This window comes from Endozoicomonas sp. ALB032 (assembly GCF_049310125.1).
Taxonomy (GTDB): domain Bacteria; phylum Pseudomonadota; class Gammaproteobacteria; order Pseudomonadales; family Endozoicomonadaceae; genus Endozoicomonas_A.
The window spans coordinates 6698406-6718019 of sequence record NZ_JBLYNW010000001.1 but is presented as its reverse complement, the minus strand read 5'-3'; the positions used below and the strand labels follow the sequence as shown (position 1 = coordinate 6718019).

The 19614-nt window shown below is 48.9% G+C and carries 16 protein-coding genes; 8 read left to right on the top strand and 8 right to left on the bottom strand.

All coding sequences use genetic code 11. From position 1 onward, the window contains the following. Positions 1 to 105: 105 nt before the first annotated feature. The 6 genes from ACO6VG_RS24320 (at position 106) to ACO6VG_RS24295 (ending at position 6418) form a co-directional block, all read left to right on the top strand. Positions 106 to 1827: a hypothetical protein gene (locus ACO6VG_RS24320; protein WP_422476062.1), complete on the top strand. Its 1722-nt coding sequence runs from the start codon at positions 106 to 108 to the stop codon at positions 1825 to 1827. A gap of 413 nt (positions 1828 to 2240) precedes the next feature. After that, positions 2241 to 3146, top strand: coding sequence for a TIGR01777 family oxidoreductase (locus ACO6VG_RS24315; RefSeq protein WP_422476060.1), 906 nt, complete (start codon positions 2241 to 2243; stop codon positions 3144 to 3146). Positions 3147 to 3404: 258 nt separating this feature from the next. Continuing rightward, positions 3405 to 4376, top strand: a complete 972-nt coding sequence (locus tag ACO6VG_RS24310) for an ABC transporter ATP-binding protein (RefSeq protein ID WP_422137129.1) — start codon at positions 3405 to 3407, stop codon at positions 4374 to 4376. A gap of 62 nt (positions 4377 to 4438) precedes the next feature. Then, positions 4439 to 5152, top strand: a complete 714-nt coding sequence (locus ACO6VG_RS24305; RefSeq protein WP_422137128.1) for an ABC transporter permease — start codon at positions 4439 to 4441, stop codon at positions 5150 to 5152. A 91-nt stretch (positions 5153 to 5243) separates the two neighbouring features. Beyond that, positions 5244 to 6068: an NADPH-dependent 7-cyano-7-deazaguanine reductase QueF gene (gene queF, locus ACO6VG_RS24300; protein ID WP_422138596.1), complete on the top strand. Its 825-nt coding sequence runs from the start codon at positions 5244 to 5246 to the stop codon at positions 6066 to 6068. Between the two features lie 74 nt (positions 6069 to 6142). Further along, positions 6143 to 6418, top strand: a complete 276-nt coding sequence (locus ACO6VG_RS24295; RefSeq protein ID WP_422134680.1) for a hypothetical protein — start codon at positions 6143 to 6145, stop codon at positions 6416 to 6418. A 119-nt stretch (positions 6419 to 6537) separates the two neighbouring features. Here ACO6VG_RS24295 and ACO6VG_RS24290 read toward each other — a convergent pair whose 3' ends face one another. From ACO6VG_RS24290 to ACO6VG_RS24260, 7 genes are all read right to left on the bottom strand, one after another. Then, the gene (locus ACO6VG_RS24290; RefSeq protein ID WP_422134679.1) at positions 6538 to 7041 is read right to left on the bottom strand and encodes a YcgN family cysteine cluster protein; all 504 of its coding nucleotides are present in this window, start codon (positions 7039 to 7041) and stop codon (positions 6538 to 6540) included. Then, the gene (locus ACO6VG_RS24285; RefSeq protein ID WP_422476058.1) at positions 7031 to 11647 is read right to left on the bottom strand and encodes a hypothetical protein; all 4617 of its coding nucleotides are present in this window, start codon (positions 11645 to 11647) and stop codon (positions 7031 to 7033) included. The genes ACO6VG_RS24290 and ACO6VG_RS24285 overlap by 11 nt, the downstream gene beginning before the upstream one ends. 404 nt (positions 11648 to 12051) lie before the next feature. Further along, positions 12052 to 12300 (bottom strand): YcgL domain-containing protein, encoded by a 249-nt coding sequence (locus ACO6VG_RS24280; protein WP_422134677.1) that lies wholly within the window; start codon positions 12298 to 12300, stop codon positions 12052 to 12054. 43 nt (positions 12301 to 12343) lie between these two features. Beyond that, positions 12344 to 13489 (bottom strand): ribonuclease D, encoded by a 1146-nt coding sequence (gene rnd / locus ACO6VG_RS24275; protein ID WP_422134676.1) that lies wholly within the window; start codon positions 13487 to 13489, stop codon positions 12344 to 12346. Positions 13490 to 13817: 328 nt separating this feature from the next. Then, positions 13818 to 14705: a protease HtpX gene (gene htpX / locus ACO6VG_RS24270; RefSeq protein ID WP_422134675.1), complete on the bottom strand. Its 888-nt coding sequence runs from the start codon at positions 14703 to 14705 to the stop codon at positions 13818 to 13820. A gap of 101 nt (positions 14706 to 14806) precedes the next feature. After that, positions 14807 to 15235, bottom strand: coding sequence for a hypothetical protein (locus ACO6VG_RS24265; protein ID WP_422134674.1), 429 nt, complete (start codon positions 15233 to 15235; stop codon positions 14807 to 14809). Positions 15236 to 15301: 66 nt separating this feature from the next. Continuing rightward, positions 15302 to 16519 (bottom strand): pyridoxal phosphate-dependent aminotransferase, encoded by a 1218-nt coding sequence (locus tag ACO6VG_RS24260; RefSeq protein ID WP_422138592.1) that lies wholly within the window; start codon positions 16517 to 16519, stop codon positions 15302 to 15304. Positions 16520 to 16563: 44 nt separating this feature from the next. Here ACO6VG_RS24260 and ACO6VG_RS24255 point away from each other — a divergent pair, with 44 nt between their 5' ends. Both ACO6VG_RS24255 and msrB read left to right on the top strand, forming a co-directional pair. Next, entirely contained in the window at positions 16564 to 16815 is a 252-nt protein-coding gene (locus tag ACO6VG_RS24255) for a hypothetical protein (RefSeq protein WP_422138591.1), read from the top strand. After that, complete coding sequence (gene msrB / locus ACO6VG_RS24250) at positions 16812 to 17204, top strand: peptide-methionine (R)-S-oxide reductase MsrB (protein ID WP_422476057.1); 393 nt, start codon at positions 16812 to 16814, stop codon at positions 17202 to 17204. The genes ACO6VG_RS24255 and msrB overlap by 4 nt, the downstream gene beginning before the upstream one ends. Before the next feature lie 32 nt (positions 17205 to 17236). Here the strand turns inward: msrB and ACO6VG_RS24245 are convergent, their stop codons facing one another. Next, complete coding sequence (locus tag ACO6VG_RS24245; RefSeq protein WP_422412277.1) at positions 17237 to 19564, bottom strand: response regulator; 2328 nt, start codon at positions 19562 to 19564, stop codon at positions 17237 to 17239. Positions 19565 to 19614: the final 50 nt, after the last annotated feature.

The window sequence follows — 19614 nt, the reverse complement described above, 5'->3', positions numbered from 1 at the left end:
AACACAAAAACACACTTATTTTCTTGATCTATCCTTTCTCTCTGTAGGTCAGAAGACAGGGATAGGATTATTAAACACTCACTCTTTATTGTGCTGCTGTCGCTGTTGTCTGCCATTTGTCAGGCTAAATCTTTGACAGAGCATTTTATTTTCGAGTCTAAACAGATTGTAGATTTTTCAAAACAGAGCTTTTCTATAAAGCGTGAACTGCGAACATTGTCTGACAACCCGCTAGAGATTACCGACACAGACGTTTATGAAGAACCCGATTTTCCTGCTGATAACAAACGACAAAAACCTGGCAACTACAGGGCAAAAACAATCATTACTCTAAGCTCAACCCCTTATTCATGGTTATCTGTAGAAATGATTGTCACTGTCAGTTGGCTTTTGAAAGGCTATTGGAACATAGATTCACCGCTGTTTAACCCGATTGAACAACAAGAGGCGGCATTTATGTTTGGCTCAGAACAGGATCAGCAACAACACCAGCCATCAGAACCATCCAGCCAGCAAGGACCACCAGTCAACCGCCACCGAACAGTTTCTTTCATCCGCCCCCGGGATACTGACTACAGTGACGGGAACGGAGGCTCTGAACGACACCAGCATTCGTTGGGTTTAAATTGTTTTGTCCAGCCCTGTCATGGCGTCTGTCGATTTCGACAATTTTCCGATTCATTGGTTAGCGGAGTGCAGAATTGTGAAGAAAGTTCGACAGACAGCACTGTAGCAACACCCGAACACAGCTTATGCAACCATTTGACCAATGCACACTGTTATCGTTGCAACTTGATAGACGGGGTCGCCTTAGACGGGGTCGCCTCAGATTCAATGGCAGCAGGAACAGCTAATACAATTGACCCTGACTGGCAAGTAACCTGCAACGTGATCCTGGTTGGAGAGGATGGTCAACTGCGGCAATGCGGGAAGGTCCTCAAGAATAACAAAGCGCTTTTAAGTCACAAACGCAGCATTCACAGCGGGGAAAAAACTTGTAATGCAATCAGGGTTGGGAAGGATGGCCAGCCACAGCCATGTGGAACGGTCTGCAAGAATGCAAAAGCTCTATTCGATCACAAAAGAGGAATCCACTCCGGGCCACAAACCTGTGATGTATCAGTAGCCGGGGAGGATGGACAGCGGCAGTCATGCGGGATGGTCTGCAAGAGTGCTACAGCCCTGGCGTATCACAAAAGATTAATTCACTCCGGGCAACAAACCTGCAATGCGATTGTGGTTGGGGAGGATGGCCTGCATCGACCATGCGGGAGGACCTACAAGAATGCTAAAGGCCTGTCGTCACACAAAAGCCAATACCATACCGGGCAAAAGACCTGTGACGCCACAGTAGTCGGGAAGGATGGCCAGCCGCAGCCATGCGGAGTAGTCTGCAAGAATAGTCAAGCCCTGGCGAATCACAAAGTCACATACCATAGCGGGCAAAAAACCTGTGATGTAACAATAGTCTGGGAGGACGGCCAGCCACGGCCATGCGGAATGGTTTGCAAGAATGCTAAAGCCATGTGGAGTCACAAAGTCAAAGTACACAGTGGGCAAAAAACCTGTGACGAAATCGTGGTCGGAGAAGATGGGCATCCACAGACATGTGGGAGAGTCTGCGAAAATGCCGGAATCCTGTTGTCTCACAAAAACAGAAGCCATAGCGGACAAAAAATCTGTAACCTGAGAGAGTTCGGGGAGGATGGTCAGCAGCGGTCATGCGGGGCTGTCTGCAATAATGCTCAAGCCTTGTCGATCCACAAAAGAATACATCGAAAACGCAAGCCCGTTGATATGGACCAGAAAGATAACCTCAGACCTTAATTTGTTTCTCCGCTCTTTCAGAGTGTGTCGCATGTCAGGCTTGGATGGACGGGTAAGTGTAAACCGAAGTTTTATTGATGTAGGTCAAGGTTTTGATAGTGGCTAGTACGTATTATGAAATCACTCAGGCAATCAAGAAAAATAATAAAAAGCGCCAGAGAATTAAGGACATAAAAAAAAGAAGCGGGAGCCAGTGACAAGCCAGCCGATCAAATACCCGGGTTTGAGGGGACCACGGGTATTTTTTTATGGGTAAAAAAACTGCCCGGAGTTCATTCTTTCTGTAATAAAATCGTCAGTGAAAAATTGTTTCTGACCCCCATGGCTGTTTACTATGGAACCATGGGTTTTTGTCCCGTGGGACCGAAGACGTTTTAATACCATCTCAAGGTTTTTTTTCAGGACTTAATGTTATGCAGATACTGATTACCGGGGGAACAGGATTTATTGGCCGACGACTGGTGGCCAGGCTTTTGTCAAGAGGGCATCGGCTGACCATTTTAAGCAGGCAGGATGCCGTGGGTGTCCAACGTCTGCTGACCCCTGAAGTGAGTTCTGTGAAGTCTTTGACGGCAGTGAATCCTTCTGTGGCTTTCGATGCCGTTATCAATCTGGCCGGTGAGGGGGTAATGGATAAACGTTGGACACCCTCGAGAAAAACACAGTTGCTCGATAGCCGGGTCGCCCTGACTTCAGAACTGGTTGACCTGATTGAACGAATGGAAAACCGACCAGGCTGCCTGATCAGTGGCTCTGCCATCGGGTTTTATGGTGGCAGGGATGATGCGGCCCGTCTGGACGAGTCTTCCGGCGCAGGAGACGACTTTGCTTCAGGGCTCTGTGTGCGCTGGGAACAGGCTGCCGAGCGTGCCAAAGGTCTGGGGGTACGGGTTTGTCTGGTCAGAACTGGCGTTGTGTTACACCCCGAAGGAGGTGCGTTGCATGAAATGATGACTCCTTTTCGTTTAGGGATTGGAGGTCCGCTGGGTTCTGGCCAACAGATGATGTCGTGGATTCACATGGAAGATATGGTGAATGCGCTGCTGTTTTTGTTGGAGAATGAATCAGCTGAGGGTGCTTTTAATGCCACCGCCCCTGAAGCGGTCAGCAATAAAGACTTTGCGATGGCTCTGGCTGGTACTCTCAATCGTCCCGCCTTGTTGAAAATACCAGCAAGGGTTCTGAAGTGGATGTTGGGGGAATCTTCTGAAATGGTATTGAAAGGCCAGAATGTTTATCCAGAGCGTCTAATGGCTGAAGGCTATCAGTTCACCTATCCACAATTGAAACCGGCACTGACGCAGTTGATCAGAGCATAGCGTGAAAAAATGCTCTAAAAGTGCCGTTTACTTCGTCGTTTTATAATAAAATGACCCTCTTTTAAGTACTGACAGCCATAAGCAACAGGATATTTTTCTATTTCCTGATGATGGGAAAACGTTCAAAGTAACTGCCAAGACTAATCGCCTCTGTTTGACTTCACGCAATGGATGAAAAGGAAGCAGGGTAAAGCAAGAGTGAAACTGTGCAGAGGCTCTGATGGAGAAGAAATCCTGCATAATACGGACTATAGAAGCATGCCCCAGGCACTGAAAATACAGAATCTTAGAAAACAATACGACAATGGATTTCAAGCCCTGAAAGGGATTGATCTCTCAGTTGAAGAAGGCGATTTTTACGCCCTGCTGGGACCCAATGGTGCTGGCAAATCAACCACTATTGGTATTATTTCATCATTGGTTCGCAAGACTTCAGGCGAGGTTTCAATATTCGGGCACGATATTGATACTGACCTTGTCAAGGCCAAGCGGATGCTGGGCGTCGTTCCCCAGGAGTTCAACTTCAACCAGTTTGAAAAAGTTGAAGATATCATTGTGACGCAGGCCGGCTATTACGGCATATCGGCAAAAGAAGCCCGCAAACGTGCCGAGAAGTATCTCAAGCAGCTGGGCCTGTGGGATAAACGACACAATGTCTCAAGAATGTTGTCCGGCGGTATGAAGCGACGTTTGATGATTGTCAGAGCCCTGATTCATCAGCCAAAACTACTGATTCTTGATGAACCGACCGCCGGAGTTGATATTGAACTTCGTCGCTCTCTCTGGGATTTTCTCAGGGAGATCAACGAGCAGGGCACCACGATTATCCTGACTACTCATTACCTTGAGGAAGCCGAGCAGCTCTGCCGCAATATCGGCATCATTGACAGTGGCAGGATCGTCGAGAACACCAGCACCAAGGCTCTGCTGGGCAAACTGCAACAAGAAAGTTTTGTGCTGGATCTGAAACAGCCGATTGGAGATCTGCCGACCCTTGCGGATTATATTGTCAAGAAGTTGGATAACCACAGTATTGAAGTTGAGGTCGGCAAGCACCAGGGGGTTAATGACCTGTTCCGGCAGCTGAGTGAATATCAAATTGAAGTGGCCAGTATGAGAAACAAGTCCAACCGTCTTGAGGAGTTGTTTGTCAGTCTGACTTCGGATGCTTTAGCGGCTTCAGGACAAACAAAGGACAGCGCGGCCGTGAAGGGAGGAAGTGCACAGTGAGTGAGTGGAAATATAACCTGGTTGCATTTAATACGATCTTCACTAAAGAAATTCGTCGTTTCATGCGGATCTGGCCACAGACGCTATTGCCACCGGCGATGACCATGTCTTTGTATTTCGTTATTTTTGGTGCTGTTATTGGCTCCAGAGTGGGCGAGATGGGTGGCTTTGATTATATGACCTTTGTCGTACCGGGTCTGGTCATGATGGCGGTGATTACCAACAGCTTCACTAATGTGGCTTCCAGCTTTTTCAGTAACAAGTTTCAGAAGTGTGTTGAAGAGTTGCTGGTGTCACCCGTACCGAACTGGGTGATTCTGGCCGGTTACACCATGGGTGGTGTTGTCAGGGGGGTCTACGTAGGTGTTCTGGTTATGCTACTGGGCGCTTTCTTCGTAGAACTACAGGTACATCATATTCTTATTACCCTGCTGGCTGTTTTCCTGACTGCAACTCTGTTTGCACTGGGTGGTTTCATCAATGCAGTGTTTGCCAGAAAGTTTGACGATGTGGCCATCATCCCGACCTTCGTACTGACGCCTCTTACTTACCTGGGAGGTGTTTTCTACTCGATAGACGTGCTTCCAGAGCCATTTCGATCCATCTCGCTGCTGAATCCTATCCTGTATCAGGTGAATGCCTTTCGATATGGAATCCTGGGACAGGACAGTGGTATCAGTTTAGGTTGGGCTTTTGTTGTGATGGTTCTGGCTATCGTAATACTGGCCGCCTGGGCTCTCCACCTTCTGCGAGTGGGCAAAGGCCTTCGAAACTGAATTTGAAGCGAGGCTTTCCAGGCCTCGTTTTTTCCAGAGGATACTGATCTGGCGGGGTTGCCGGGCAAACAGGATTGGGTCAAGTGAAGTTATGAGTGAATTAGTGAATGCTTCCCCGCTGGGGAAAAACAGTGAGTATCAGGCGGAGTATAATCCGGAAGTTTTGTTCCCTATTCCCCGCAGGGAGAAGCAGTTGGAGTTGGGGCTGGACCCCGATAACCTCCCTTTTGCAGGCAGTGATGTCTGGTTTGGTTATGAGCTGTCCTGGCTTGACGCCAAGGGTAAGCCGTTGGCAATGATCGGTCGCTTTGAGCTGCCCTGCCAGTCTCCCTGCCTGATTGAATCCAAGTCCTTCAAGCTTTATCTGAACTCATTCAACCAGACTCAGTTTGATTCTGTGGCACAGGTTCAGGCGGTTATGGAAAAGGATCTCAGCCAGGCTGCAGGTGCGCCGGTCAGAGTAAAGCTGATGACGATTGCTGAAATGGAAGCTTTCGGATTCAAATCGGCTCCCGGCACCGGAGTGGATGAGCTGGATGTGGTTATTGATTGCTATGACTATACACCTGATCTTTTGCAAAAGGCTGAAGGCATTCGGGAAGAAACTATCCATTCTCATCTGCTGAAGTCCAACTGTCCTGTGACCGGGCAGCCAGACTGGGGAACTGTGGTTGTTCAATATAAGGGAGAAGCCATTAGTCATGAGTCGTTTCTGAAGTTTATCTGTTCATTCCGTGGGCATCAGGAATTTCATGAGCAATGTGTGGAAAGAGTATTCACAGAAATACAGGCCCGTTTCAAAATGGAGTCCCTGACCGTCTATGCCCGCTATGTACGCCGGGGGGGGCTGGATATTAACCCATGGCGCAGCACTGATCAGGCCGGGCAGGATGATGGGCGTCTGATCAGGCAATAAAGTCAGGTTTTGAGTTGCAAGATCAGTAAGTTGGTCCATATATATTCTTTGGTATATGGAGGTTCTCTACCGATATGAAAAAATATATAGCTCTTACTGCTCTTTGTCTTTCCTGTAAAAGTTTTGCCGCAGGCTATGTTATCCGCAGTCCTTATGACTATCATTCAGTGGCTAGTTTAATACTTTTATCAAACGGCTGGGGTATTCTCTGGTTGTCCAGCAGACAACAGTTTCTTCCTTATCTGGTGCAGGGCTACCCAGCTCCAACAAACTTCTTCCCCAGCCATATCGGTATTGTGATTCGAGGCTGCGTACACTATACAGAGGTACTGGATTACTTCTCCCCATAGCTCAGTCGATCTGACACAGTTGACCTGTAACTCCGCCAAGGGCAAATAACGGCTCCCCGACACAGGGAGCCAGCAAAAACCTGGCAGGAGAGGCCACTTCGTTTGCTTGTGACTCAACTCTAAACAGGCCGCATGGGGATAATGTAATCTTCCCAATCCTCTTCAGGCACCGAGGTTTCTGATTGCGCAAAGGCCCTGACGGAAATGCCAGCCAGGTGAACGCTGTTCGGGTTTCCCGATATCAGAGGGTGCCAGTCGAAGAGCGGTTTACCTTCGGCCAGGAGTCGGTAGGCACAGGTGTCTGGCAACCAGTGAAAATGAGGTATATCACCGGCTGTAAGTTTCAGGCATTGAGGAACCTTTTCCTTTCGGTGTTCATAGTCTGAACACCGGCAGCTGTGAATATCCAGCAGCTGGCAGGCCAGAGAGGTGTTGTGAACCTCTCCTGTCTCCTCATCTTCGAGTTTTTGCAGGCAGCAGCGACCACAGCCATCGCAAAGACTCTCCCATTCTTCAGGGGTCATCTGTTCGAGAGATTGGGTCTGCCAGAAAGGTGTTGTCATATCGCAATGCCGACTATTTACAGTGTCGTGTGACTGGGAAACTAACGGACTAATGCTCATCAAGCAACTCCAGTTCCTGACAGTTCTGATAAACATCAGGAGCAACATCTGATAATAAAGTGTCCCGTTTTTTTAACTGCTCTATTTTACTGCATGCCCGTTGCCTCCATCCTTCCAGTATGTAGTCAGCGATATCGATTTTGGCTTTTTTAAGGACGGTCACCGTATGCGTAAGCTCCATTTCATCCCCATACTCGTCGAGTAAGTTCAGAATTTCGGTGCCAAAAATTTCTGTCTGGTTTAGCTTTGACCACAAACTGTCAAACGCCTGTTTTTCTCTTTTGCTGTCTGGCAGGTTAATGCTTTGTGCTTCTGTTTCACTCACCGTGTCACAGGCTTCAGCGTCTCCGGGTTGAATGTTGTCCAGGTATTGGGACAGCGATTCTTTAATCTCATCGGGGCACTCGCTACCTGATGCTTCGACTTTTTCTCTCAGTTGGCAAAACAGGGGGGCAGGCAGTCTCTCTTTATGATGGTCAAGGGATCTCCAGGTGATGGGTTTGATGGTCATTCCTCTCCTGACCAGAAGAATCAGAACATGAACAGGTATCGGATTGAAGGGGGCTGCTGTCAACGCACCTTCTGCCCTCAGCTCTCTGTTTGCGGCCAGTTTGGCTTTACGTCTTTGGATGTATACCGGGCAATCGGGTTTTAAACGCTTTTGCCACTCATCTGCTGTCAGATAATAACGTTCAGACATCTCAGTGATTTTCAAAAAAATCCTGAGTTGCTCCTCTGTCCAGTTGCTGATTTCTATTTTTTCATCCCGTATTTTCAGCAGTGGCATGGGGAAACGGTAGGTCTGAACACCGTCAACCTCAACCTCAAGCCGCTGCCCTTTGACGGTAAAAGACATCTCGTTGAGGTTTTGCAGCAGCACAGCGATATAGCTCAGGGCCAACTGTTTTCCTGACTGGATATGTCCAGAGACAGTTATCTCAACATTGTTGTTGTCGGTTGAACGCATCCCGGACAGAAAGTGATCGGGGATATCCTGATCCCAGGGCAGAAGACTGTGGGTTTTGAGTAATGCTTCAAACAGTATCTGGATGCCTTTTTTGGTGATGTTATGGTTTTTTAGTCGAAGGCAGGCTTCAAGCAGCCGTTTTAAGTATTGAGAGGAATGCTCTTCGCTGAGTTTTTGCAGGGCGCTCAAAGAAGGAAACAGATCGAATACAGCTCGGGCATGGCTGGCATCCAGAAAACGCAGTTGATCATCCTTTGTTAAGGGTTGCAGGATTTCCCAGTAGAGTCTTTTCATAGAGTCGTGTTTCAGCACGCCCGATAGTTGTTGCAACCGGGTTGAGAGCTGTTGCCATTGGTTTTTACCCGGCAATGACATCAGCCGCTTGACAAAGTAGACATAACGCTCTCTGTATTCATCTGAAGAAAACAAAGCCATTGTCTTCTTTAACACGTGCAAAGGCGTGGTTTTACCCGAATGACGCCACAAAAAAATCCGGTTCCGTTGATTAGCTTTAAGATAGTTCCTGACGCCTTTCCCTCCATAAGAAGACAGAAGCCTTATTAATGATTTCAGCATCAGAGCGGGTTTAGTCTTTTCACGGTGGTGAAATTGTTTTAAAACCGCCCAGTTGATTAACCAGTCTGGTTTAGGGGTGGAAAGATAAAGGGAAACTGTTTTTAGCTGGCGATTGAATTTGTCATTCTCTTCATTATCCAGGTTGTCATCCAAGCCGCTATTTTCTTCAGTAGATTCTGTCAACAGCCACTGCTTCAGTTGTGCTTCCTGGTGTTTCAGCTCTTCAATAGCAGGTAGCCCTTCTGATGCCCAGAGTCTGGCCATAATTTGCAATAACAGATGGTTGGGTGCCCCCCCGCAGCTTATCCAGTTCATCACTTTTTTCACTGGCCCATGTTTGGGCACGCCCTGGCCATAATTTATGGACGAGAAGGCACGGAACCGCTCCTTACTGAACTCGCCATCCTGGTCTTTCCACTCCGGCCAGCCAAGCACTTTTTTCACTTGCTCATATCTGGGCATGCCCCGGCTAAAATTCATGGAAGAAAATGCGCGGAGCCGCTCCATACTGAACTCGCCATACTTATCTTTCCATTCCGGCCAGTTCAGAACCTCTTTCACTTCCTCCTCATGTTCAGGCAAGCCTCTGGAATGAATCATGGACGAGAAGGTGCGGAGTCGCTCCATACTGAACTCGCCATACTTATCTTTCCACACCTGCCAGCCCAGAACCTCTTTCACTTCCTCCTCATGTTCAGGCATGCCTTTGCCACCATTCATGGATGAGAAAGCGCGGAACAGCTCCATATTGAACGCGCCATCCTTGTCTTTCCATACCTGCCAGCCCAGCACCACCTTCACTTCCTTGTGTTTGGGCATACCTTTTTTGGTTAACATAGACGAGAAAGAGCGGAATAAATCCATATTGAATTGGCCATCCTCATCTCTCCATTCCGGCCAGTCCAGCATTGCTTTTAATTTTTTATGTTCCTCATGTTTGGGCATGCCTTTGCAACTATTCAGGGACGAGAAAGCGCGGAACAGCTCCATATTGAACTCGCCATCCCTGTCTTTCCATTCCGGCCAGGCCAGCACCTCTTCCACTTCCTTTTTTTTGAGCATGCCTTTGCCACCATTCATGGATGAGAAAGCGCGAAACAGCTCCATATTGAACTCGCCATCCTTGTCTTTCCATTCCGGCCAGTCAAGGATCTCTTCCACTGCCTCATGTTTAAGCATGCCTTTGGAACTATTCAGGGACGAGAAGGCGCGGAACAGCTCCATATTGAACTTTCCATACTTGTCTTTCCATTCCGGCCAGCCCAATATTTCTTTCACTTTCTCATAGTTGAGCTTTCCTTTGCCATGATTCATGGATGAGAAGCAGCGGAACAACTTTATATTGAATTGGCCATCCTTGTCTTTCCACTCCGACCAGCCGAGCACCTCTTCCACATCCTTATGCTCGGGCAAGCCTTTTGTGTTGTACATGGACGAGAAAGACTGGAACCGTTCCCTATCGAACTCGCCATTCTGGTCTTTCCATTCCGGCCAGCCCAGCACTTCTTCCACTTCCTCTTGTCTGGGTATGCCTTTGCTATTGTTCATGGAAGAGAGGGAAGTCAATAAATCCAAACCCGCCAAATATTCGAGTTCATCCTGGCTACGTTGTGCAAAGCTACGGATATATTTTCTGACATTATGTAGCATGCTGGTCAGCATGCCGGTATTTTTGACGTTTTCAGGAAGATGCCCAAAAAACGCAGTGGCATTATCGAAGAAATCATTAAAAGACTCTCTCTCTACGAAACCAAGCAGCTTATAAAAAGTGTGCTTGACGGTGATGTTTTTTTTCTTGAATACCTCAATCAAAGTTTGCACTTTCTCCAGATCTTCCTTGCTTAATTTGTATTTGATGTTTTCTTTTACTTTTTCTAATGGGTCGTCGGGGGTCTGAGTGTCTGCCGGTTTACTTTTTTTGGCCGGTGGTGCAGCGGCTGCTTGTGAAATCTTTCTCTTTCTACCCGCGTCCTTCTTTTTTTTCTGAGTGGGTTCTGATGAATCTGGCTCTGTTTCATGGTGGGCTGGTCTTGCCCTCTTTTTGCCGTGAGTGCCCGACAGGCACTGGTTGCATAAAAATGCTGAAGCTGCTGTCTCATTAGCTACACGTCTTAATTCCTGTTGAGTCAGCGCCTTGTCACACTTCGAACAATTGACAGCGGCTTTTCCGGTATCCTGCTGAGCTGAGGGGCCCGGTGGCTCGTCGCCTCCACGATCGCTGCCGTCTATTGAACCGGTTCTCTGGTTACGGGCAGCGACTCGGCTCCTCTGGCTGTTCTGAGCTGTGGTCGCAGTTGTTGGTTCTTTGGTCGTTCGGGAGGTTTGATTCTTGTCGCCGGAAGCCGCCTGTCGGCCAGAATATTTGCCAGAAATGATTTCACAGTAAACACTGAGTTCCTGACCATTCTCTGCCAGCCATGACTGAACCAGCCCCGTTTGAAACCCGGCAGGGCCTGACCTTTCCAGATCAAGAAGGTCGGCTTTAATTACCATGATCCGGTCTGACATAATCCGGGCCAGCGTTGTTTGGCCCGTCATAGTAGCCCATAGTCGTTTTATTCGTAATACTCTAAGCAGTTGTCTTTTTTGTTGCTGGCATTTTTGAACAGGATCAGGAACAAGGATAAGGTCAGGCTGGGGTTCCGGGTCAGAATTCCAGTTGTTTCCATCAGGTGGCTTATCGCCATCATCTCCCCCGGCAGCATCCATGGCGATGGGCGTGTTGGTCGTCTTCTCAGGCGCTTCAGGGGACCAGGTCACCCGATCAATGCGGCGTGTTTGTTTTATTGGCCAATCGGGTAGGAGAGGCAGTTGAAGCGACTCAGGAGGACTGATATTTGGCAGTAGCTGAAGCAAACTGAAAGCGAACAGCATAAACCCGACCGGAAAAGGGTCGGGCTGTTCAGGTTTAGCCAGCTTATTGGCATATAAGGAATGTGCTGGCAGCGGACTTGAGCCGGTGAGCCCCATCGCAAGCAGCGATTCCCAAAACACCATCGTCACTAGCAGAAGCAGTGATCGGGTTACCGAGCAGACAATTTTGTTTTTTTGTGAGCGTCTCATAGACCCTGGCGAACTGGTTGCCATTTGCACGAGTCTGTATAGCACTGCACTGGCTATAACGCCATTAACGGAGTTGACGAATATTTCTGAGTCAACTCCCTGTCTGCAACCTTGTTTTTGCAGTTTGTAGTGGTACCCACTGGCTTCCCTGAATGTCAAGGCTCAGGACAAACCGGGCTCTATACCCTTGTTTTCACAGCGGGTCGTTAAAGCTCAGCAGTTCTTCAGGAAGGTGTTGAATGTAAGTACCTAACCAGTTGGTTTCGCATATTCTGGACGGCGGCTTTTTCCACCCTTCTGCGTTCCAACTCTGGTTGCGTAGCTACGGCTACGCGCCCGTCGTTGCGCCTTGAAGGATGAAAAAATCCACTCGCCAGAATATGCGAAACCAACTGGCCAGGTACTTAGTCTTCTTCGGCTGGGGGCATCTGCAGGTAAAACCCCTTTTCCTGAATCCCGGTCATCACTTTTTCAATGTCTGCCCTGGCCAGTTTGCGCTCAGGTGTCAGCAGAATATCCATCACATGGGTAGCTTTGCCGAAAGCCTGATGAAGGGCTTCAGGGACTTTCTTCAGTTGATCACGCTTGTCAACGTAAAGGTACATCTCGTTGCGTTTGCTGCTTTTGAAAATGGAAGCAAGAATTTTAGACATAATATTAATACTATCTTGAATTTGCCTGGAGTCTGGGAAGTAATTATCTCTGGTTCTCTTTGTACTCTTTCATAGCCAGAATCAGGGGTTCGGCAATTTCCCGTTGTCGCCAGCCTTTAATGCTCTCTGGCATCGAAAAACGGCCACTGTTTTGCCACTGACGTAAGAGTGCGTTAGACATTTTTCCCGGGAATAACAGCTCTGCAGGTACATTCAGCTCATCTGATTTGTGAGTCACCCAGGCCTTGATCAGTTTGCCATAGTCGCGGGCGGCTTTCGGCAGGGGGGCAGGGAGCTGTTCCGGATAGTCAGCTTCCGGACTGTCTTTGGCCTGTTTGACCAGGTTCAGAATAATCCCGCCGTATTTTCGAAGCGTTTTGGGTTTCATATCCTGAATAGAAGAGAGTGAACGTATATTCTCCGGCATATAACGGGCAATTGGCCACAGGCTTCCCTTGGGGATGACCCGGTTGCGCGGGGTATTGGTTTTTCGGGCTTCCAGTTCACGGTATTCACAGATCTTCTGTAAAACCGCCAGTTGTTGAGGCTGCAATTGCCAGGCACGCTTAACATCTTTCCAGATTTCGCCGGGGACCGGAAACAATGGCGAGCTGAGCAAGGTGTCACAATCCTCGTTAAGCCATTGCAACTGAGGCTTGCCTTTCATTTTTTCGAGTAATAGCTCATAAGCTTCCAGCAGGTGAACGACATCGAGCGTGGCATAGCTGATCTGGGCTTCAGTCAGTGGTCGCTGAAGCCAGTCTGAGCGAGTGGCATCCTTGGGCAGGTCCACTTCCAGAAGCGCCTTTAGCAAGTTTTGGTAGCTTAATGAATGTCCCAGTCCTGCATAGGCCGCAGCAAGCTGTGTATCCAGCAATGCAACTGGGCGGCAGCCGGTGAGAATATTGAAAACTTCGAGATCTTCTCCGCAGGCGTGAAGGACTTTGATGACAGATTTGGATTGCAGAACCCGGCCAAAGGAAGCCCAGTCCTGAACACTGAGTGGGTCAATCAGGAAAACTCTGTCACCGGTACCCACCTGAATCAGTCCGGGAATAGGGTAAAAGGTATCAGTGCGAATAAACTCTGTGTCCAGTGCAATGGCATCCAGCTCAAGCCACTGCTGGCAGTAATGGTTAAGGCTTTCGCTGTCGAGGACCCAGATGGGGTCAGGATGTTCAATAGGCATATAAGCAGCTGGATTAGAAATAAAAGCCTATTATAAGGAGCTTGTCTCTGAAGCCAAAACAATATTCTCCAGGGCTTGATGAGAAAGTCAGTAAATTCGTGGACAAGATGGCTCAGATACTCTCATCCCCCATGAAGAAGCTGAAACGTATATCCTCAATCGAATTAAATAATAATTATGAACATTTACAGGATCAAGAAGGCCAGAGCAGACATGCATCATTGGCTTGACTAAGTGTGTATTCGTAATCCTGAAGCAGAAGTGCTTTCGTAATAAAAAGGCCCGCATCAGCGAGCCTTGTGGAGTGGATGCGATAAAAGAAACCCTGTCAGCGATGGGATTGCAGCGACTGAATTCGATCTTCAAGAGGAGGGTGGCTGGAGAACAGTGCGGCCAGGCCACCCTGACCGTTCTTGCGAATACCGAAGGCCGTCATGGTGGCAGGCATCGCACTGGGTGCGTCGTATTCAGCTCTCAGTCTTTCCAGAGCGGCAATCATATCACCACGACCTGCGAGCTCGGCACCGGCTTCATCGGCACGGAATTCTCGCTTGCGGGAGAACCACATCACGATGGCGCTGGCGGCAATACCCAGAACAATCTCGGCAATAAAGCTGACAACATAAAAGCCAATACCCGGGCCACTGTTTTCTTCATCACGACGGAGGAAGCTGTCTACGGCATAGCCGATGATACGTGCAAAGAACATCACGAAGGTGTTCACAACACCCTGAATCAGCGCCAGCGTCACCATGTCACCGTTAGCAACGTGACCTATTTCGTGACCAATAACGGCTCTTGCTTCCCTCGGGCTGAAACGATCCAATAATCCCTGACTCACGGCAACCAGTGAGGCGTTTTTGTTCCAGCCGGTGGCAAAAGCATTGGTTTCCGGGGATGGGAAAATACCCACTTCCGGCATGCCAATGCCCGCTTTTTCAGACAGCTCTTTGACCGTATCCATCAACCAGCGCTCCTGGGCTGTTCGGGGCTGATCGATAACCTGGGTGCCTGTGCCCATCTTGGCCATGGTTTTGGAAAGGAGCAGAGAAACCAATGAACCGGCAAAACCGAAAACGGCACAGAAAGCCAGCAGTGACTTCATATCGAGTCCCTGGGCTGTGACATAGCTACCCACGCCAAGGATGTTAAGCGTGATGCTGGCGACTGCGATGACAGCAAGGTTAGTTGCAAGAAATAGCAGAATTCTTTTCATTACCGAATGGTTGCCTTTGTTAGTTGGATAGTTGGACTATGGAGGCGTTGAGTCCGGATTTCAATCCTCAGCCCGTCACATTTAACAATGTTTACACTCCTTCAGGCTTTGCAGGCGAAAAAGTGCTGGCAGAGCAGGTTCAGCTGGTGGGTGGTCCCGGATTTTAATGTTTCACGAAACTGCCAGCCCAGAGTCCTCTGTTTCTGAAGCATCGGTTCTGGCAGGTCTTCCAATTCGGTTTTCAGGCTTGGCATACCGAGTCTGAGGAAACTTTTTTCAGTCAGAACCACCTGGTCCAGCCCTTCCAGCCGAACTCTTTCGGAGTAGTGTATGTAGCCTTCTCTGGCCAGCCAGAGAAAACTGTCAAAGCAGGCCTGGTGTCGCTTGCCGGGTAATCCGAATTCATCCACGGGCACGGGCGTAATGATGTCGTCGACGTACAGAGAGGTCAGCCGCGGGAAGACATTGTAGAGATGTACCAGTGTCTTGGCACAATCATGAAAAAAGTCGTCGATGTGGATGTCAGCCATGTTCAGAATGTGAGTGTCTGGAATTCAGTAATCGGTAGCAAACGGGCCGTTGAGTCACGGCCAGGATTATGATTGTTTGTATCGGCTCAGGAATCGTTCAAGTTTATCGCCCACCATCTCCAGATCTTCAACCCGGGGCAGGGTAATTATCCTGAGATGGTCCGGGTCCGGCCAGTTGAAGGCACGACCCTGTACGAGCAGAATTTTTTCCTGAATCAGCAGGTCGAGTACCAGCTGTTCATCGTCGTGAATCGGATACTTTTTCGGGTCCAGTTTCGGGAACACGTAAAGGGCTCCCCTGGGTTTGACACAGCTGACACCGGGTATCTGATTCAGGCGCTCGTAGATCACATCTCTCTGTGCCAGGAGTCTGCCGCCGGGAAGAACGAGGTCATTGATGCTCTGGTAACCCCCCAGTGCCGTTTGAATAGCATGCTGGGCAGGAACGTTGGAACACAGACGCATGGAGGCCAGCATTTCCAGACCTTCCAGGTAGTCCCTGGCTTTATGTTTGGGACCACTGGCAACCATCCAGCCAGAACGAAAACCGGCTGCACGATAAGATTTGGAGAGCCCGTTGAATGAGATCATGAACACATCATCCGCCAGCGATGCCATGGCAGTGTGCTCTGTTCCATCGAAGAGGATCTTGTCGTAGATCTCGTCAGCAAAAATAATCAGGCTGTGCTGGCGGGCAATCTCAATGATTTCCTGCAGCAGCTCAGGTGGGTAAACGGCACCCGTTGGATTGTTAGGGTTGATGACAACAATGCCCCGGGTCTTGGCGGTGATTTTGCTGCGAATATCATCCAGGTCAGGGTACCAGTCAGATTGCTCGTCACAGAGGTAGTGAACCGCTCGGCCTCCTGAAAGGTTAGCCGCCGCAGTCCAGAGAGGGTAGTCCGGCGCCGGGATCAGCAATTCATCACCGTTGTTCAGTAATCCCTGCATGGCCATGACGACCAGTTCGCTGACGCCATTACCGATAAAAATGTCTTCCAGCTCGACACCGGGAAAATCTTTCTGCTGACAGTAGTGCATTACGGCCTTGCGTGCCGAAAACAAACCCTTGGAGTCGGTGTAGCCCTGGGAGTTGGGGAGGTTGAGAATGACGTCTTGAATAATCTCTTCAGGTGCATCAAAGCCAAAAGGCGCAGGGTTGCCTGTGTTCAGTTTCAGAACACGCTGGCCTTCCTCCTCCAGTCTTCTGGCTTCGCGCAATACCGGACCACGTATTTCGTAGCAGACGTTTGCCAGTTTCAGGGACTTCTCAATATCCTTCATGGGTTCTTTTCCTGTGGCCGATATAAGGCTCATTGTCTTTTTGTATGTTATCTGTTACTCAGGGCTGCCTGAGTATTGCTCCGTTAATGAGTGGCGTCAGTTCCGATCGTTGTGGATCAGGTCATGGGATTCTCTGGAACATCATCAATCTGATTATAAACCTGACTATAAATAGACAAGAGTGGGTAAAAAATGTTCTCTCTGGCAGGGAGTCAGGTGGCCATTATGATCGCTTTAAGGCTACAGTGCACGACCCAATCCGGATATTTCCGTTAAAGAAGCTGGAGGTGGTATGAAAGTTGAAAAAACCGATGCCCAATGGCAGTCAGAGCTGACTGAAGAGCAGTATTATGTCTGTCGGCAAAAGGGTACTGAACGGCCTTTTTCTGGTGAGTACGTTCATTTTGATGGCCAGGGTCGTTATAGCTGTGTCTGCTGTGATCAAATCCTGTTCGAATCCACGACCAAATTTGATGCCGGCTGTGGTTGGCCCAGCTTCTGGGAAGTCGTGGATAAGGAGGCGGTCAATTACCTTGAAGACAAAAGCCTGGGTATGGAGCGGACAGAAGTGGTGTGTTCAGCCTGCAACGCGCATCTGGGGCATGTATTTCCTGATGGGCCTGAGCCTACAGGGTTGAGGTACTGCATGAATTCAGTCGCTCTTCAGTTCAAAGCAGACAACTGAATAGCGCAAAAAAACAGTGTACACACTGTCCATCAGGCTATTAACCAGCGGGTCAGAGTGCTTTCAAGCTGCTCCTTGTTGAAAGGTTTAGCCAAATGGTCGTTCATTCCGGCATCCAGGCATTGCTTTCTGTGCTGATTCATAGCGTTGGCGGTTAAGGCTATGATGGGTGTCTCTCTGGTTGCTATCTGAACTCGCAGTCTCTGAGTGGTGGTAAACCCATCCATAATTGGCATATTGCAGTCCATCAGAATCAGGTCATAGTTTTTTTGCTGACAGGCTGCCAGACAACTCTCGCCATTATGAGCCAGCTCTACCTTATAGCCCAGCTGCTCAAGCATTCCCTCCGCCACCATTCTGTTGATGGGATTATCTTCGACCACCAGAACCGAATAATCCCTGTTTTTTTGGTGTTGGATTTTCACTGTGTCAGGTAACGGTTGGGAGACCTGATGACGTATAGTCCGGGTTTTCTCCAGTGCCTGGATAAAGAGTTTCCGGGTCAGAGGGAGTGGCAGCCAGACCAGGGTGTCCGGGCCGTTATCCAGAGGTGTATGAGCGGCATAAATCACTTTTAGTGACGGATTATCCTGACCGGCATTTCTGGCCAGACCTTCATTCTCTGTAATCAGAATATCCGCCCAGTCGGACAGGTCACCGATGTTGTTGTTCGAGGTCTGTCGGTGGCTGATATCCCAATGCGCCAGAAGATGAGAACAACAGCTTTGCAGAGCTTCTGAGCCATTGAGCACAATCTGGTTACTCTTGATATCAGCAGAAACCGATACTTTTTCTTCCCTTGATTTATATCGGAATGGTAAACGGACAGAAAATGTGCTGCCTTCTCCGGGCTCTGATATAACAGACAGTTGTCCGCCCATGTTAGTGACTATGGACTGGACCAAAGGCAGGCCCATACCGGAGCCCCCGAAACGGCGACTGGTATCACTGCTGGCCTGGGCAAAGGGTTTGAAAATTTCGTCCAGGGCTGATTCAGGGATGCCGATACCGCTATCACTGATGTTCACCATAATATCAAGATGATTCTCGGAGGTTTTCTGGCAGTCGAGCCAGATACGAATGTCACCCTCATCGGTAAATTTTGCAGCATTGCCTATCAGGTTGGAAATGACCTGATGAAAACGGGTTGGGTCACCCAGGACTTCTTCCGGCAGGGTGGGATCGATATCACAATAGATCGGAACCCCTTTGGTAAATGTGGATTGTCCTGCAAGCACCACAACATCTTCCATTGAGTTTCTGAGGTCAAAAGAGATTTCTTCAAGAATCATCTTGCCCGAGTCAAGTCGGGAAAGGTCCAGGATATCATTGAGCAGACGGATCAGATGAGTACCAGAATCTCTGGCAGTGGTTAAACGCTGATGTTGTAGTTCGGTCAGTTCGTCGTTGAGGGCGATACTCAGCATGCCCAGAACTGCATTGAGTGGGGTTCTGATTTCGTGACTCAGACTGGACAGCTGCCTGGCTCGCTGACTGGCAGTTTCCAGTGCCTGGCTGCGTGCTTTCTCAAGCTGACGGTTGGTCTTCTCAAGGGCCTGGTTGTTTTTGCGAATATCCCTGGTCCGCCGGGCAATAATGGTTTCCAGTTCAGCCAGATGTTCACGTAACTGTTCTTCAGCCAGTCGCCGGTGGTGCAGATGGTGATGAATGTTGTTCAAATAATGGTTGATAGTGCGGGTCAGCAGGCCGATTTCGTCATTCTCATGCCCCCTGGGCTGCGGAAGCTGAATCTTGCTACTGTTTTCCGGGTGCTCAACCATTTTTTCTGTCATGTTCAGCAAAGGCTTGGTCAACATGTGATAAAACATGATGGACAGAACCAGCGAAAGCAGGAAAGTTTTGATCAGGACAGTCACCAGGGTAAAGATGGCCCGATCAAAAAACTGAGTGCTGATAGGGCGAGTGTCGGCAACGATTTTAAGCCAGCCGAGCGGTTCATCTTCATCAAAGGGAACCTTAAGCTCCCGGATATAGGTTCGGCTGGCACCAAACAGCATATCAGTGAAGGGGCGGGCTTTATCCTGTTGCGGCTCTTTACTCACAGCGGCAAGGATTGCACCCGATGGTTCAACAATTTCTGCCCTGACGATGGTGGGCGATTTAATGAGTCCCAACACCAGCTCGTTGGCCAGCTCCTTATCAATGTTGTAAGCGATGCGGGCAGCTGGAGTCCGGGTGATATCAATGAAGGTTTCTATGGTGGCATCAATTTGCCGGTCCTGAGACCGGTAGTCGATGATCACGAGATAAAGACTCAGGAACAGCCCCAGGATAAAGGCAAAGACAACGGTGTTACGCGCCTGTTTAAACGACAGTCGATCCCTGAAACGGATTGGCATGAGAAACGTTTTATTTTAATTATTACTCTGTGATTCGTTTTACCTGTATT

Coding starts and splice junctions, on each gene's coding strand:
- ACO6VG_RS24315 (WP_422476060.1), top strand. CDS start 2,241: ATGCAGATACTGATTACCGGGGGAACAGGATTTATTGGCCGACGACTG.
- ACO6VG_RS24310 (WP_422137129.1), top strand. CDS start 3,405: ATGCCCCAGGCACTGAAAATACAGAATCTTAGAAAACAATACGACAAT.
- ACO6VG_RS24305 (WP_422137128.1), top strand. CDS start 4,439: ATGCGGATCTGGCCACAGACGCTATTGCCACCGGCGATGACCATGTCT.
- queF (WP_422138596.1), top strand. CDS start 5,244: ATGAGTGAATTAGTGAATGCTTCCCCGCTGGGGAAAAACAGTGAGTAT.
- ACO6VG_RS24295 (WP_422134680.1), top strand. CDS start 6,143: ATGAAAAAATATATAGCTCTTACTGCTCTTTGTCTTTCCTGTAAAAGT.
- ACO6VG_RS24290 (WP_422134679.1), bottom strand. CDS start 7,041: ATGAGCATTAGTCCGTTAGTTTCCCAGTCACACGACACTGTAAATAGT.
- ACO6VG_RS24285 (WP_422476058.1), bottom strand. CDS start 11,647: ATGAGACGCTCACAAAAAAACAAAATTGTCTGCTCGGTAACCCGATCA.
- ACO6VG_RS24280 (WP_422134677.1), bottom strand. CDS start 12,300: ATGTCTAAAATTCTTGCTTCCATTTTCAAAAGCAGCAAACGCAACGAG.
- rnd (WP_422134676.1), bottom strand. CDS start 13,489: ATGCCTATTGAACATCCTGACCCCATCTGGGTCCTCGACAGCGAAAGC.
- htpX (WP_422134675.1), bottom strand. CDS start 14,705: ATGAAAAGAATTCTGCTATTTCTTGCAACTAACCTTGCTGTCATCGCA.
- ACO6VG_RS24265 (WP_422134674.1), bottom strand. CDS start 15,235: ATGGCTGACATCCACATCGACGACTTTTTTCATGATTGTGCCAAGACA.
- ACO6VG_RS24260 (WP_422138592.1), bottom strand. CDS start 16,519: ATGAAGGATATTGAGAAGTCCCTGAAACTGGCAAACGTCTGCTACGAA.
- ACO6VG_RS24255 (WP_422138591.1), top strand. CDS start 16,564: ATGTTATCTGTTACTCAGGGCTGCCTGAGTATTGCTCCGTTAATGAGT.
- msrB (WP_422476057.1), top strand. CDS start 16,812: ATGAAAGTTGAAAAAACCGATGCCCAATGGCAGTCAGAGCTGACTGAA.
- ACO6VG_RS24245 (WP_422412277.1), bottom strand. CDS start 19,564: ATGCCAATCCGTTTCAGGGATCGACTGTCGTTTAAACAGGCGCGTAAC.